Origin of the sequence: uncultured Campylobacter sp., assembly GCF_938030145.1 — a bacterium.
Taxonomy (GTDB): domain Bacteria; phylum Campylobacterota; class Campylobacteria; order Campylobacterales; family Campylobacteraceae; genus Campylobacter_B.
Map to the genome: position 1 here is coordinate 35,479 of NZ_CALHGM010000014.1, position 15,914 is coordinate 51,392.

Annotated in this window: 10 protein-coding genes; 5 read left to right on the plus strand and 5 right to left on the minus strand. The window is 46.4% G+C overall.

Annotation, left to right across the window (positions count from 1 at the left end; translation table 11 throughout):
* Positions 1–9 precede the first annotated feature (9 nt).
* The 4 genes from Q0323_RS03580 to Q0323_RS03595 all read left to right on the plus strand — a co-directional run bounded on the left by Q0323_RS03580 (position 10) and on the right by Q0323_RS03595 (position 8,609).
* Entirely contained in the window at positions 10–5,175 is a 5,166-nt protein-coding gene (locus Q0323_RS03580; protein ID WP_298051566.1) for an alpha-2-macroglobulin family protein, read from the plus strand.
* Between the two features lie 273 nt (positions 5,176–5,448).
* On the plus strand, positions 5,449–6,999 hold the full coding sequence (locus Q0323_RS03585) for a flavocytochrome c (RefSeq protein ID WP_298051569.1): 1,551 nt from the start codon (positions 5,449–5,451) through the stop codon (positions 6,997–6,999).
* Positions 7,000–7,545: 546 nt separating this feature from the next.
* A complete protein-coding gene (locus tag Q0323_RS03590; protein ID WP_298051571.1) occupies positions 7,546–8,307 on the plus strand; it encodes an EFR1 family ferrodoxin in 762 nt (253 codons plus the stop codon).
* Positions 8,308–8,417: 110 nt separating this feature from the next.
* Entirely contained in the window at positions 8,418–8,609 is a 192-nt protein-coding gene (locus tag Q0323_RS03595) for a hypothetical protein (protein WP_298051573.1), read from the plus strand.
* Positions 8,610–9,167: 558 nt separating this feature from the next.
* Here Q0323_RS03595 and Q0323_RS03600 read toward each other — a convergent pair.
* The 4 genes from Q0323_RS03600 to Q0323_RS03615 form a co-directional block, all read right to left on the minus strand.
* Positions 9,168–10,889: a HAMP domain-containing sensor histidine kinase gene (locus Q0323_RS03600; RefSeq protein WP_298051574.1), complete on the minus strand. Its 1,722-nt coding sequence runs from the start codon at positions 10,887–10,889 to the stop codon at positions 9,168–9,170.
* Entirely contained in the window at positions 10,873–11,535 is a 663-nt protein-coding gene (locus Q0323_RS03605; protein WP_298051577.1) for a response regulator transcription factor, read from the minus strand. The genes Q0323_RS03600 and Q0323_RS03605 overlap by 17 nt, the downstream gene beginning before the upstream one ends.
* Positions 11,536–11,656: 121 nt before the next feature.
* The gene (locus Q0323_RS03610; RefSeq protein WP_298051579.1) at positions 11,657–12,286 is read right to left on the minus strand and encodes a hypothetical protein; all 630 of its coding nucleotides are present in this window, start codon (positions 12,284–12,286) and stop codon (positions 11,657–11,659) included.
* A gap of 13 nt (positions 12,287–12,299) precedes the next feature.
* Positions 12,300–12,803, minus strand: a complete 504-nt coding sequence (locus Q0323_RS03615) for a PepSY domain-containing protein (RefSeq protein ID WP_298051582.1) — start codon at positions 12,801–12,803, stop codon at positions 12,300–12,302.
* Between the two features lie 207 nt (positions 12,804–13,010).
* Here Q0323_RS03615 and Q0323_RS03620 point away from each other — a divergent pair, with 207 nt between their 5' ends.
* Entirely contained in the window at positions 13,011–14,639 is a 1,629-nt protein-coding gene (locus Q0323_RS03620; protein ID WP_298051585.1) for a phosphoethanolamine transferase, read from the plus strand.
* 191 nt (positions 14,640–14,830) lie between these two features.
* Here the strand turns inward: Q0323_RS03620 and Q0323_RS03625 are convergent, their stop codons facing one another.
* The gene (locus tag Q0323_RS03625; protein ID WP_298051586.1) at positions 14,831–15,736 is read right to left on the minus strand and encodes a LysR family transcriptional regulator; all 906 of its coding nucleotides are present in this window, start codon (positions 15,734–15,736) and stop codon (positions 14,831–14,833) included.
* Positions 15,737–15,914 lie beyond the last annotated feature (178 nt).

The window sequence follows — 15,914 nt, forward strand, 5'->3', positions numbered from 1 at the left end:
AGGAATTTTATGAAGACAAAACTACTAAGCGCAGCGCTATTTTGCGCTTTGGCTAGCTTTGCCGCAGGCGTAGAGATCAAATACGCTAGCGGGGCTTACGAGATTAGCGGGGTGGACGGCAGTGGATTTAGTGTCACGCAAAAGCAGATCTTAAAATGCACTCCCAAAATCACGGGCACCTACGAAAGCGTGAGCGAGAGCTCAATCAGGCTCTATCCAAAGCCGATGCTTAGCGCCGGGGTTAATTATTCGTGCGAGGCGCGCGGGGTGCGCTTTGAGTTCGAGACAGAGCCTTTTAGCACCGAGCATATCGCGCTTCTGCGTCCGGGGCTAGTGGCAATTAAATTTAACGATGCGGTTAGCAAGGACGCGCTACAGCAAGCGACTAGAATTTATCGCGCGCAGAATTTAGCCCAAAACGACATATCCTACGAGCTTAGCTCGCACGATGATCGGAATTTTTTATTCAGCTTCGATCCTAAGGCGCAAAACGTCGTATTGCAAATAGAATCCCTCACCTCAAAAGCGGGCGCAAAGCTGCAAAATCCGGTGGAGCTGCGCACGGACGAGGAGCCTTTTAATGATAGCATTAACGCTTCAAATTTAAGCGGCGTGCAGATTCGTCCTGCGGCTCTAAAAGACGGCTCGCTCGCAGCTAGAGTGTGTTTTCCTAACTATATGGACGAGCTGTCCGCAAAATACATAAGAATTGCAGGCGTGAGTAAATTTAGCCTCACTCAGCCGCGATATTATTATTACGGCGAAGATGAAGAGGGCGGCGAAAGCGACGATTCTTCATGCTACTACTATGCAGATATAGTAAGCGACGAGTTTATGCCAAATAAAAGCTACGAGATTAGGCTGCTAAAGGGCTTCGGAGATAGCTCATATATCTTGCGTGACGAGATAAAACAAAGCGTAAAAATGGGCGACAGGCTGCCTTTCGTAGCCTTTAGCGACGAGAAAAATTTTATCCCAAAATCCGCTTCGTTAGCTTTTAAAAGCTCAAACGTAAATGAGGTTAAAATTTCGATTGCCAAAGTCCCTGAGCAAAATTTTAGGTATTTTTTAAACTTTGAAAGCAACGAAGATAGTGTAGGTGGGCTAGCTAGTGAGATCGCGGTTAAGAGCTTTGATATAGGAGGTGCTAAAAACGCCGTTGCGGAGCATAAAATCGCGATGGATTTTAAAGGCTACGAGGATGGAATTTATAAAATCACGGCGTTTTACAAAGTGGGCGAAAAGATGCAAGAGGTTTCGCGCGTAGCCTATCTTAGCGACATTACGGCTCAAGTGGTGCTACTTGAGCGCGGCGCGCTAATTTATACTTCTAGGCTTAGTAATGGCGAGGAGCTAAGCAGAGCGAAGGTTAAAATTTACAGCGATAAAAATGAGCTAATCGTAGAGGATAAAACGGACGGAGATGGAATTTTAAGATTAGAAAATATGGAAATTCTAGCCAAAAATCCACGCTCTATCGAGATTAGTAAAGGCGATGAGCATGCGTTCGTGCTGTTTAATAACGCCGTAGCAAGCGTCGAGAAAACGATTACTGCAAAGCGTCCGTTCGTTTATCTCGCAAGCGAGCTGATAAGCCCGAATGAGCGGCTTTTAGGCACGATCGTGATGAAAAATCGCGATTTTAGCTCTTTAAAAAATACGCCGATTAAATTTAAAATTTACGATCCTAGCGGCACTGTGGTCATCACGCGCGCGCAAAACACCGATGAGTTCGGTAGCGTTAAAATCGACGAGCTGATGGGCGAGAAAAGCGGCACTTACCGCCTGGATCTCATCTATGAGGACAAAATCATCGCTTCTAAAAGCTTCAGCGTAGAAAATTTCGTCCCAAACCGCATTAAAAATGAAATTTTAACTGCTAAAGACGAATACGGCGCGGATGAGATCATAACTTTAAAGCTAAGCTCAAACTATCTTGCAGGCGCGCCGGCTGGAGATTTGAAAGGCTCGCTGGAAGCAAACGCCTACGAAAAAGAGCTAAAAATTAAAGGCTACGAGGGCTTTTCGTTTCTAAACGATCGCTTAAAGAAAAAGGGCGCTACGCAGCTTCGCAGAGCGGAATTTACGCTAAGCCCCGCCGGTAAAAAAGAGCTTGCACTCTCGCCGGCAGCAGCTGATCTAAATGTCTCTAACGCCATAAATATTTTACTAAATTTCAGCGTAACCGAGGAGGGCAAAAACGTAAACGCATATCGCAGCCTGAGCTATCTGCCTTATGATCGTATCGTAGGAATTCGCGCGAACAAAGATTTTATATCAAGCGGCGATAGCGTAAAATTCGGCTTTGCGCTGCTAGATTCCAAAACCAAAACCGACGTCAAAGGCAAGATCGACGTTGAAATTTACCGCGACGATTTTACTTACGTTTATGACGGCAACAGATACGTCGAGCAAGAAAGCTTTAATCTCGTAAGCGCCGTTAGCACCGATGCGCGCGAGTTTGAGTACAAATTCCAAAACGGCGGCAATTATCTAATCGTCGCAAACAATTACTCAAGCGGCGCGAGTGCTGGCGTGCGCGTGGACGTAAGCGGCTGGGGATATTATGGACGGGTAAACGCTAAAGACGTGCAAAGCGCTAAAATCAACCTCGCAAGCGACAAGGTTAAAGCTGGAGATAAAATTAAAGGCGTCATCAATTCGCCGGTAGAAAGCGGCGTGCTAAATATCTCGCTCGTAGGAGAGCAGGTTTACGACTATAAAATTCTATCCATAAAAGGCGGTAGCGCGGAATTTGAGCTTAGCGTGCCGGAGAATTTCGTCGGCGGACACATCAACGCTGTAATCGCGCGCGCTGCGACACCCGCTGCGATGCCGCTTCGCGCCTATGCAAACGTGCCGGTGGCGCTAGATGCGAGCTCGCACAAGGCTAACGTGCAAATCCTAGCCGAGAAAAGCTACAAAAATGGGCAAAACGCGCAGATCAGCGTAAAAAGCGAGCCAAATTCCAAAGTGGTGCTCTACGCAGTCGATCTTGGAATTTTAGATATCGTCTCACAAGAGGAACTTGATGCATTTAAGGCGTTTGACGTTAGCGCGTATTTTGCGCTGCGGTACTTTGACATTTACGACGATCTTAGCGTGTATCAAACTACTGCTAAAGAGCTAAGCTTCGGCGGCGACGGCGTGATGGCGAAAGCTAAACGGAATTTAAGCCCGGTCGAAAACAAAAAGCAGAAAAAATTTATCAAAATGCTGATCGCAAAAGCGGATGCAAACGGCGAGGCGAAATTTGAGCTTGCGATGCCGAAAAATTTTAACTCCACGATCCGACTAAGCGCCATGGCTATCGGAGAGGCGGCTACGATCGGCTCGGCAAACGTCGAAGCCAAGGTCCGAGACGACGTGATCATAAAGCCCGCCGATTTAACCTATATGGTGCGCGGCGATGAAATTTCCGTGCCGCTAACGCTCATCAACACCACCGACAAAGAGCAAAAGGCGGTCTTAAAAATCAGCTCGTCTCCTTCGGTCGCTATAAGCGGCGGTGAGGCAAATTTCACGCTCAAGCCGCTTGAAGTCAAGCATACGAACTTCACCGCGAGCGCGCTTGATATCGCGGATGCAAACATTAAATTTGACCTTGACGCAAACGGGCAGAAATTTAGCAACGACGTGGAATTTGACATAATCAGCCAGTTCCCGCGCTCGAAGCTATTTCACGTAAGCTATGGCGATAAGCCGGTAACGCTCAAAATCGATCCGAGCTATAAAGAAATTTATACTCACATCAGCGCTACGCCTAATGCTTTTAGCCTAGCGGACGAGCTATATCTCTATCCTTACGGTTGCACCGAGCAGCTTACCTCAAAGATGGTAGCGGTTGATTATGTCGCACGCAAAGACTCCAATAAAACCTTAACTAACCGCGTAAACGAGTATGCAAGTAGAATTTTATCTCGCCTCAAACCTAGCGGCAGTTTCGGCTACTGGAGTGCTCACGGCGTTACTAATTACTACGCTTCGATTTACGCAAGCGACGTTTTACTAGAGCTTGACGCGCGCTATAAATTCCTTAGCAATAAGCAAAGATCGCTGATATTTAGCGCCTTAAAATCAGACTACGAAGATCAAGCGACGCTTCGAGTATATGCGGATTTCGTGCTAGATCAATACGGCAAGCTGGATGACGATGAGATAAATTTCATTTACGACAACGGCCTTTATGACAACTCGCCGATGGCTCGCATCGCTATGGCTGCGATACTTAAAAAGCACAATATGACGACCGAGTTTAACTTCATGCGTGAAAAAATAAACCAAATGGATTATGATTACGCCGAAGACGGAGCGGGCTTGACGTTTGCTAGCGACATAAGAGACGCCGCCTTTAAGCTCTACGCATTCGGCAAGGCGGGCATCAAAGACGATAGCACAAGCAAGGCGGCTATCGCGCTCGTGCGCAACCTAAAAGATGCGGACAATACGCAGGAGAGAGCGAGCGTTATACGCGGATTTGATGCGTATTTTAAGGACGCGAAAAAAGATATTAGCTTTGCTTTGAAATACGACGGCGAGACGAAAAATTTTAATTCGCCGCTGGATACCAAGCTTGCGGTTAAAGACGGCTCGATAGAATTTACGCCGATGAGCGGCAACGGCGAGCTGTTTTTTACGGTGCTGGGATTTGGATATGAAAGCGCTGCGGTCAAACACAATCCGCTTAGCATAAATAGACCGTTTGATAACGACCGAGATAAGAAGGTTGAAATTTATCGCGAGTTTCTCGATGCTCGCGGCAACATCGTCGATCTAAACAAACTCAAAGTAGGGCAGAAAATTTACTCTAAGATCAGCTGGCGAGCGAATCATTATCTGTATAATTTCGCAATCGACGAGGCGATGCCTAGCTGCTTTGAGGCGGTAAATGAGCGCCTGGGCTCGGCCGCACAGGCTCGCCCGGAAGGCTTTGTGGATAGCGTAGCGATCGAGCATACGGAGTATCTGTACGACCGAGTACTTCACTTCCCGAAAAGCGGTTATTTTTACTACGATCCGCAAGAGGGCTATAATAGTACCGGCGTCATCTACACGCCGATAAACGTGATTATGGCTGGCTCGTGCGCGCTTCCTGCGATCTCTATCGAGGATATGCAATACGAGCGAGTAAATAATTACGATCTGCAAATGCTTAAATTTAAAGTCGCTCGCTAAGGGCGTAGCTATTTTAAGGCTCGGCGCGAATTTTGCATTCATTGCGATTTTCGTGCCGAGTGCGCTTTTGCGTTCACAAGCATTTTGCAAACGAGCGCCTGATAAAATTTTAAAATTTTAATTCCGCTCGCCCGCCGAATTTCAAAATTTTATATCAATGCCTATATTTCATAGCTTTTTACTATCTATTTATAAAGTTATTCTATTTGACTTACATTTAAATTCGAGTTATCATTTCTTTTAAATATACACTTTCAATTAAAGGAGTTGCAAATGCAAGACGTATCAAGACGTAGTTTTTTAAAGATTAGCGCAGTGGGCGCCGGAGCACTTGCGCTAGGGGCTAGTAGCGCAAGTGCGGCGCAAAACGCTAAGGATGTCAAATTTGACGAGGAATACGATATCGTCATCATCGGCACCGGTTTTGCGGGACTTGCTGCGGCGATTAAAGCTAGCGGGCGCGGTAAAAAGGTGCTTATCTTAGAAAAGATGGGTCGCGCGGGCGGAAATTCCGTCATCAACGGCGGAAATATGGCCGCTCCGATGAATAAATTTCAAGTCGCACAAGGCATCAAGGATAGCAAGGAGCTTTTTATCGCCGATGCCGTAAAAGACGGGCTCGGGCTCAACCACACCGATCTTTTAGGCGTGATGTTTGATCGCAGCAACGATGCGGTGGATCTTTTAACTAGCTGCGGAGTGGAATTTAGCGATAAGCTGATCTTTGAGAGCGGCCACAGCGTCGCAAGAAGCTTGCAATCAACCAACGGCTCGGGCTCGGGCTACATCCAGCCGATGATGGGTAAACTTCAAAACGATCCTAACGTCACGATCAAAACTCGCACGAAATTTGACGATTTCATCGTGGATGACAGCGGCCGCGTCGTGGGCGTAGAAGCGCGCGAGGAGTATAAATTTGATCCAAAGCTCTTTAGCGACGATCTGGAAAATAAAAGCGGTGAGAAAAAGAGCTATAAAGCTAAAGACGGCGTTTTGCTAGCCTCGGGCGGATACGGACGCGATCTATGGTACCGCCAGATCCAAGATCCGCGCGTAGTACCTAGCATAGACAGCACCAACCACCCTGGAAGCTCGGCGGGAGCGATGCTAGCGGCAAATAGAATCGGTGCATTTACCCTTTTAACGTCGTGGATTCAGTTCCTTCCGTATTGCTCGCCCGACGAAAAGGGCTTCGGCGCCGCGGTAAATTTCACCAACCACTGCTGCGACACCTACGGTCTAACCGTCGATCCAAAGACCGGCAAACGCTTTATGGACGAGCACGCAGGGCGCAAGATCAAGGCGGATGCTTGCTTTAAGGTTATCGGCGAGAGCGAGAAAAACGACAACTATCCGGTAAACGTCTGCGACTCTCAAGCCGTCGCCGCGCGTAATCCGGTCTATACATCAAGGCCTTTAGAAGCGGGCGTCGTGAAGAAATTTGACACGCTAGAGGAGCTTGCGAAGGCTTACAACCTGCCGCTGGAGCCGTTTTTAAAGACCGTCGCGGATTATAACTCTTACGTCAAAGCCGGTAAAGATCCGGAATTTGGCAAGGTTGTCGATAAGCTGGACGGCATCGACGTTTCCAAACCGCCGTTTTACGCAAGCCGCACGATGCCGAAGGTACACCACACGATGGGCGGACTTGAGATCAATACCAAAGCTCAGGTCGTCTCGAGCCTTACTCACGAGCCGATTCCAGGGCTTTGGGCTGCAGGCGAGGTGACCGGCGGCGTGCACGGCGCGAGCAGGCTCGGAACCTACGCGATCCTTGATTGTATGGTTTTTGGAATGATCGCGGGCGAAACAATCGGGGCTTAAATTTAGCGCCTCAAAATTTCGACACGAAGTAGCCATACATGCTTTGCGCCGAAATGCTTGAGAAGGACTTACGCGAAGTAGGGCACAGCACACAATCCGTAAATCCTACGTAGAGCGGCGGCAGGGTCTGTAGCGGTTTACAAGGCTAGGTACGTGAAGCAGTAAAATGCGTACAGCATAAAAGGCTTTGTTGCCCAAGTCGTAACGCCTAAGGACGAGAGTGCGTTCGCCGCCCGCGGCGGCGCGACGGTAAAATTTCAAATCATAAAATTTTAAAATTTCATAACGCGGGAGTTTTAAATTTTGTAGCGCCAAAACTCTACGGCGTCGCCCGAGTCTGCGCTGCGTAAGCCCTGTTTTGTGCGTATCGCGCACACTAGGTAAAAGCTAAATTTAAACGCCGCTTTTATGACGCCGTAGCGGCATGAGTGCACGATCAAATTTTAAAATTTCATGCGCATTTTGCGTAAAATTTCATCTATTTAACAATCAACGACGCTAAATTTCGCTAAAATTCGTCACATAAAGTACGCTTGGGAGACGGGTATGATAGCGATCTATTTTAGCGCCACGGGCAACACGAAGCATTGCGCGGGTAGGCTCATCGCTCATCTTGGTGGCGTCTGTGTCTCGATCGAGAGCGAGGCTTGCGGCAAGCTTTTAAAGCACCACAACGACGTCATTTTGGCGTATCCTATCTATTTTAGCGACCTACCGCGTATCGTGCGCGACTTCCTCTACCAAAACGGCGCGAGCTTTAGCGGCAAAAACGTATTCATCCTCGCTACGATGGAGATTTTCAGCGGCGATGGGGCAGGGTGTGCGGCTAGAGTTTTAAAACGATTCGGCGCAAACATAACGGGCGGCGCTCATATCAAAATGCCCGCGTTCATCCTCGACGTGGCGATTTTTGGCTACTCGCAAGCGAAAAACGAGCGCATAATCAAAGAGGCGGATACTAAAGTTAGACGCGTTGCAGAGGCGCTTAGCGCAAATCGTCCGCCGCAAGAGGGGCTGGGCGCGCTCTGTCGTATCGCAGGGTTTTTAGGACAGCGACTTTGGATGAAAATTTGGGATAAAAGCCCCTTTGCCAAGCGCAAGCCGAGCCTTGATCCATCGCGATGCAGCGGATGCGGGGCTTGCGTCAAACCCTGCCCGATGCAAAAAATAAAGCTCGCTTGCAAAAAGGCGCAATTCGGCGATGAGTGCACGCTTTGCTACAGGTGCGTAAATATATGCGAGCGCAAGGCGATTACGATCCTAGGCAGGGCGAAAAATTTAGAAAAGTCCATCGCCGCAGACTTATGAGGACGAGCTCATGCCTCGCAAGTTCGCAATCAAATGCGTAAAAACGGGCGAGAAAATTTTACTTTTTGATAGTACTGCGCATAACTAAAGCGCGATGTTTTACGACGAATATGGCACAAAAAAAAGTAACTCGCCGCGAGCTCGTGAAATTTAACCTACCGCTGTGCAAGATCCGCGTAAAATTTGGCTATAGCACCCACTACGACTACGAGACCGACGAGCGCGGTAGGGTCATACTAATAAACGGCGGGGCTGCCTCATGGGGCGAGGTAAGGCAAACGGCTTTGATTATATCGCCGTAAGCTACGAGGACGAAGCGGGCAAAAATACAAAATTTCGCTTATGTAGGCGGTCTTAAATCTCAGTCTGTCTTTTTTGCTCCGTATTTAAATTTTTACTCGGTCGCTAGATACTCCTAAATTTAAATTCCCTAGAGCCGAATGTAGCGTCTTAGAATTTTAGCAAAGGTTTATCCTGTAATGCTGCGCCGTGAAATTTCAGCAAAGGCTTATTTTGCCGCATACCTCAAAATTCTTAAATTACCCGTACCGGCCCACTTAAGCTCTAAAGCGCTTGCCTTATCACTTCGCCTAAGGGTAAAATGCTGCGCCTTGTTTTATTAATTCGCCGCGGAATTTCGCGGTAAAACTAAATTTTGAAATTTGGCCCATTTAAATTTAAAAGCGCACGACTATCGCAAAAATCATCCGATATTATTGGTGACGCCGGCCTAATTTTAAAATTACACCATCGCCCCTACATACTGCTATAGTCGTTAAATTTTAAGCAACAATAGGCGATAAAATTTTAAGAATTTCGCCGCCCAGCATTTCTTTACGCCACCAAGCCCACAAAACCGCCTAAACCTTCTTAAACTCCACGCTAAATTTGCTTCCGCGTCCTACTTTGCTACGTAGTGAAATTTGCGCGCCATGGATTTTTGCGATTTGTGAGGCGATGGCTAGCCCGAGCCCCGCGCCACTATTTTGCTCGCGATTTCTGGAGCGCTCTATTTGATAGAGCTTGTCCCAAATTTTATTTTGCAAAGCAGGCTCAATGCCCTCTCCGTCGTCGCTTATGCTAAGTTTGCACGCGTCTGCACTGACGCAAAGCTCTAAAACGACGCTGCTGCGCGTAAATTTTAAAGCATTGCTTAAAAAATTATTAATCAGCCTGATCAAAAGTAGCTCATCGCCGTTTACGCGCACGCCCTCGGCTATCTGCGAGCTAAAACTTAACCCTTTTTGTGCGCACAAAAGTTGAAAGTCTTGCGCGCACTCGTTTGCGATTCTGCTTAAGCTTACGGGTGCCAAACGCGCGCCGCGCTGCAAGCGGGCAAGCTCTAAAATTTGCTCTATTAACGCCGAAATTTTACGCGCTTGATTGTTTATGACAGCGAAATTCTCCTTCGCCTCGCTCGCGTCTTGCTCATAGGCTAGGGCATAGTCGCTTTGAGCCAGTATGACGGCAGCGGGTGTGCGCAGCTCATGCGAAAGATCGGTGCTTAGCTGCCGCTCGCGCTCAAACGCGCTTTGCAGTGATGCTAGCATTTCATTAAACGTAGCTGCGAGCGCGCTTAGCTCATCCTTGCCTCGCGGTAGTTCTATTCGCCGCGTAAAATCGCCGCTAGCTCCGATCTCGCTAGCTGTACGCGACATAGTGCGCACGGGCTTAAACGCTCTTTTTATGATCGCGTAGCCGCCGTAGATGACGAGCACCACAAATAGCGGCGATAGGATAAGAGCGATCAGCATCACGCGCTTCATCGCAAGCTCAAACTCGCTAACTGCGATGACGCCGCGTATCCATGCACTGCGCCCTTTGATCTGCGCGTCGTAATAGAAAAACTCGTCGTCATCAAGCTCCACCTCGCGCGCGCCTTGAGGCGAGAGCGGCATCGCAGGCTCGAAGCCTTTAGGCACAAACCCTGTGATTACGCCGCCTTGTCCGTCATGTTCGTAGAAAAATACACCGTCATCAAAGCTTTTAAATTTTTCCTCGCGCGCAGCTTTTTGCACTAAGCGGGCAAGCTTTTTTTGGCTGACGGAGCTTCCTGATACTTCGTCTAAAATATATCCGCAAATGCCGATAATAGCGCCTGCAAGCACCAAAATAAATACGCTGTAATAAAGCGTCACGCGTAGGCTGATAGGTAGCGCGTGTGAGATAAAATTCTCTTTAGCGGTTGTAAATACTCTAGATAAGGCTTGAGTAAAATTTCTTATCGCGATTTTAGACGCGAAATTTTGTTCTTGACTTTGCGCGAGAACGCTATTAGAATTTTGCGCTAGATCAGGCGTTGCGCTTGTAGCAGCAAAATTCGGCGCGGAATTTGATGCCAGATTTTGCGTGGAATTCCGTTTAAAATTTGACGCCTGGCTTTGAGTAGAATTTAGCGTCTGGTTTAACTCGATATTTTGCGTGGGATTTTTCTTGCGGCTTTTCTTTAAACACGCAAAATTATGCGTAAAATTCTGTTTAAAATTTCGCACGAATTTTAATATGAAAAGCGCCGTAGTGACAAAAATCTGCTTCGCAATCGCCGAAATTTTGATACAAATCTTGCTATTTTGCCACGACATAGCCAAGCCCTCGCTTCGTTTCTATTATATCGCCGTGCTCGCCTAGCTTTTTGCGGATATTTTTGATTAAAACATCGATAACATTTGAGCTTGCTTCGCCGCTAAAATCCCAAATGCTCTCGCCGATTTGTTCTCGACTCAAAATCGCACCGCGATTTAGCATCAAAAGCTCTAAAATTCTATATTCCTTACCCGTTAGCTCCACTACCTCGCCCGCGCAGACGACCGATTTTTTGCTTAGATTTAGGCGCACTTGCCCTATGATAATTTCGTTATCCATAGTAGCGTTTTTACGCCTGATAATTGCGCGAAGCCGCGCCAAAAGCTCACGAAAATCAAAGGGCTTAACCATATAATCGTCTGCGCCCAGATCAAGCCCTGCGATGATATCTTCTTTGGCGTCCCGCGCAGTTAAAAATAAAACCGGCGTGCCCAGTCCGCGCGCCCGCGCCGCCTTCAAAAATTCAAAGCCGTTCATCACGGGCATCATCGCATCAAGCACGATAGCGTCATATTTCGCGACATCCAAAAGCTCTAACGCTTCCTTACCACAAAAGGCGCGATCTACGCTGTAGCCGTCCTTTTTCAGACATTTTGCGATGATTTGATTTAGATCTTTTTCATCCTCGACAAGTAGAATTTTCAAAGCGCTCCTTTAAAATTTTGCTAATTCTAATCCGCCATTTTAGCCAAAAACGCATAAATTTGGATGTGTAAACCCCGCTTGCTTTATGCACCGCCAAATTTCAGTAGCGTTGGGAGCTGCGCTAATTCGCAGGCGCCTTTTGCCTAGCTCTAATCTCGCTTGCCTTTTTATCCGCCACGCTTCCTAATCGCCCTAAAAAATTTAGCGCGCCTGCTGCGATATTTAGCGCAAAAAGCCCAAATCCTACGCAGCCAAGCTTGAAATTTTGCTTAGCGATTTCGCGTTTGCAGCGGCTGCAAAGCACTGGCTTGCAAGAATTACAAACCTCCGCGCAGCTTGCTGCGCTGGCAGAATCTCGCGCGCTTGCGAAATTACTTGTATCAGAAAAATTTTGTGTATCGGCGAAATTTTGCTCGCTAGCGAAATTTTGCGCACTTGATAAGTCTTGCGTCTGCGAAGAATTCCACTCGTCCTTATAATCTTTCGCTTCCGAAGAATTTTTTTGATTTTTGCAACATTCCACGCTGGAAAAATCTTTAGAATTTTGCTCGCAGGGCGCGAGATTCCACTCGCTTGTTTCGCTCGCTAAATTTACCGAAAAATCTTGCGTATTTTCATCTAAATTTTTAGCCGCGTCTACATTTTGGGCGCCATAGTCAGCGTTTTCGTTTATGCTAAAATCCCTAGCGTCCAAAGCCTCGCTAGTTTTGGCGGAGTTGTCCACTCCGCTCTTTAAGCTTTGATTTTTCATCTCACGCCTTTGCTTATTTTTGACGCTGCAAGATCTGCTCGCCCGTAGCGGCGTCGATTAGCACCTCTTTTTTGCTCATGCCTTGGCGTAGTTTGACTTCGTATGCAGGCTTACCGCCGTTACTTTCCAAATCGACCTCGCGAAAATCCCAGCCGGCATTTGCGCTAAGTGCTTTGGCGCGGGCATCTGCGGCACTGATTTTGACCTGCGAATAATCAATTTTACTAGGCTTTAGCTTCTTTTGCGTTTGAGTTTTTAGAATTTCTCCGCTTTGAGCGTCGATTTTGATCTCGCTTTCGCTGCCTTCTTTATACGACTCGATCTCATAGACGAGCCTTCCGTGCTCGTCATCTATCTCGACGCTTTTTATAGTCGCGTCATCAAAGTTTTGCTGCGCGATCCCTATCGCTTGATCGAATGAAACTTTAGCATCCTTTTCGCTAAAGCTTCCTGCGTTTAATGCACCCGCAAGGGCGAATGTAGCGGCGAGCGCGCCTAAAACTTTAAGATTTTTCATCTTTAATCCTTTTAATTTTATTTCCAAATTTTATTTTGGATGGCGCAATTTTAAAATTCCAAGATGAAGATAAGATGAATGCGCGCGGAATTTTAAAATTTCACAAAAATTTTGCTGCGATTTGTGAGATACGAAGCGCGGAATTTCCGAGCATTTACCAAAACGCCGTAAAATTTCAACTTGAAATTTTATCTCAAGGAACGCTTCGTGCCTAGCTTTTTTAAAAATCCGTCGCAGCAGAAGCTTATTTTTCTAAGCTCGCTTGCTTTTGTGGCATTTTTTAACTTCTCGTTTTTTAAAAATATCATAAACGCCTACGGAATCTCGGGACTAAATTTTATCTATCTTGTCTGCGACGCGGTGGCTTTGATTGCTTTTTTGACGCTATTTTTTACAATTTTTAGCTCGCGTTATACGACCAAGCCGATTTTGATGATCTGCTTTTTTATTTCGTCGTTTACGGCGTATTTCATGGATAGCTATAACGTCGTAATCGATTCGGAGATGATCCGTAACGCAGCCCAGACGAACTTTGCCGAGTCAGCGGATCTTTTTAGCCCAAGACTAGCGATTTACGTGCTGGTGCTGGGCGTCTTACCCTGCGTGCTGATTGCTCGCGCGCGCGTTAGCTATCGTCCGCTTAAATTTGAAATTTTAGCTAAGCTCAAAACAGCGGGCATTTGCATAATAATCATCGCGGCGCTGCTTTTTGGATTTAGCAAATACTACGCGTCATTTTTCAGAGAGCATAAAATTTTACGCAGCTACGCAAATCCCGGATATTGGATCTACAGCGGCGTTAAATTTGTCGCAAAATCCAAAAAGCAAGGCTCGCAGCCTCTGATGCAAATCGCTACGGACGCGCATATCGATGAAAATTCCACAAGCTCAAAAAAGCTCGTCGTCGTAGTCGTGGGCGAAGCGGCGAGAGCGGATAGATTTTCGCTAAACGGCTACGAGCGAGATACTAATCCGCTACTAGCCAAAGAGCAGGGCGTCGTAAGCCTAAGTAATACCCATTCTTGCGGCACTTCGACGGCGCAAAGCGTGCCGTGCATGTTTTCGCTGCTAAATCGCGAGGAATTTAGCGTCGAAAAGGCTGCGGAGGAGCAAAACGTATTAGACATACTAAGCCGCGCTGATGACATGGCGATTTTGTGGCGCGATAACAATTCAGATTCCAAGGGTGTGGCGCTGCGCGTAAAATATCAGGATTTTAAAATTCCGCAAAATAATCCGATCTGCGAAGTAGAGTGCAGGGATGAGGGGATGCTTGCGGGGCTTGATAAATTTGTCGCCGAAAGCGCGGACAAAGATGTGTTAATCGTGCTGCATCAGATGGGCAATCACGGGCCTGCGTATTTTAAGCGCTATAAGAAAGAATTTGAAAAATTTAGCCCCGTTTGCCGCGATAACGAGCTTGAGAACTGCTCGCAGCAAGAAATTTCAAATGCCTACGATAACGCGATTTTATACACGGATTATTTTTTAAGTAGGGTTATAAATTTTTTAAAACCGTATTCTAAGACGCACGAAACGGCGATGATCTATATGAGCGATCACGGCGAGAGCCTCGGCGAGGGCGGCGTTTATCTGCACGGCATGCCCTATCTTTTCGCTCCCGAGGCGCAAAAGCATATCGGCGCCATCGTTTGGCTGGGTGAGGGAAAAATGCGCGAAAGATACGATTTAGGCGCGCTTAAATCGCATAAGGATGATGCTTTTTCGCACGATAATCTTTTTCACACGCTGCTTGGAATTTTTGAAGTAGATACCAAGGTGTATAACAAGGATTTGGATATTTTAAATGGAGTGAAAATTAGAATTTCGCACTAAATTTCGTCGTAAATTGTGAGTGAAATTTTAGCAATAAAAAATTCTATTGACAAAATTCTAATTTAAGCTTAGTTTGAAATTTCATCCCAAGTTTGAGCGAAATCTGCTCTAAAATTTTTATGCAAAAGCTAAAAGAAATGCAAAGTGCTGCAAAAACTCAATCTCTCATTTATCGTTGCGAGCTATGAATTTTAAATTTCATTAGAAATTTTACGTGCAGTTTTGATAAATGCCTGCGCTAGATGGTTTAGACGTTTGCCTTTTTTGTAGGCTATTATCAGCGTATTATCGAGCTCGCGCGCGCCTACGTCAAAGAGCTTTATCCTGCCTGCTTTATCCTCTTTTATCATCTGCGGTGTGCTAAAGCACGCTCCTGCGCCGCTTGCGACGATGGCATTGGCGATGTCGAAAGTCTCTGTGCGGCACAGCACTTTCGGCGCAAAGCCTGCGGAGGCAAAAAATGCATCTATCTGCTCGGCGCTTCTTAAATTCTGTTTAGGCAGGATAAATTTCTCGTTTTTTAGCTGCAAAATATCGATTTTAGGAGTTGGTTCATTTTTAAATTTAAGCGACAACGGATGCAAAGAGCTAAGCGCTACATATGTTTTTTGTTTTAAAATTTCACTGCCTTCAAGCCCGCTCATATCGATAGGAAGTATTAGCATTCCTACGTCGAGCTCCCCCTGCAAGAGCATTTCTCGAATATTAAGCGTTGATGAAAACTGCATGATTTGTACATCCGAATCTTTAAATTTCTTACAAAATTTCGGTAGCAGTAAGGGCAGCAGATTATAGCCGTTTTGCGAAAAGCCTATGCGGATCTTGCCGCTTTTTGAACCGTCGAGCTCGGAAATTTCGCTGTTTAGATCGTCCATTATCTCAAAAATGATCTTAGCCTTACTTACGTAAATTTCGCCTGCACGCGTGAGCGAAACGGGGTTTGTGGAGCGATTAAACAGCGCTACTTTAAGCTCCTTTTCGAGCGATAATATACTTTGCGATAGCGAGGGTTGCGGGATTTTAAGAGCCTCGGCAGCCGCGGTAAAACTTCTAAATTCGGCAACTTTAAGCACGAGCTGCATACGATGTAAATTCATCTGGTACCTCCAATTTATAATTATAGAATTATATAATTATACGCTAAATAATATTTGACTTATGTAAAAAATAAAACTAAAATTGCACAATTAGTTTAGAACCTTAAACTTAAGCTAAGAATTTCTCAAATGGAGGGAAAGATGAGCGAATCAAATTTCAACAGACGCGATTTTTTGA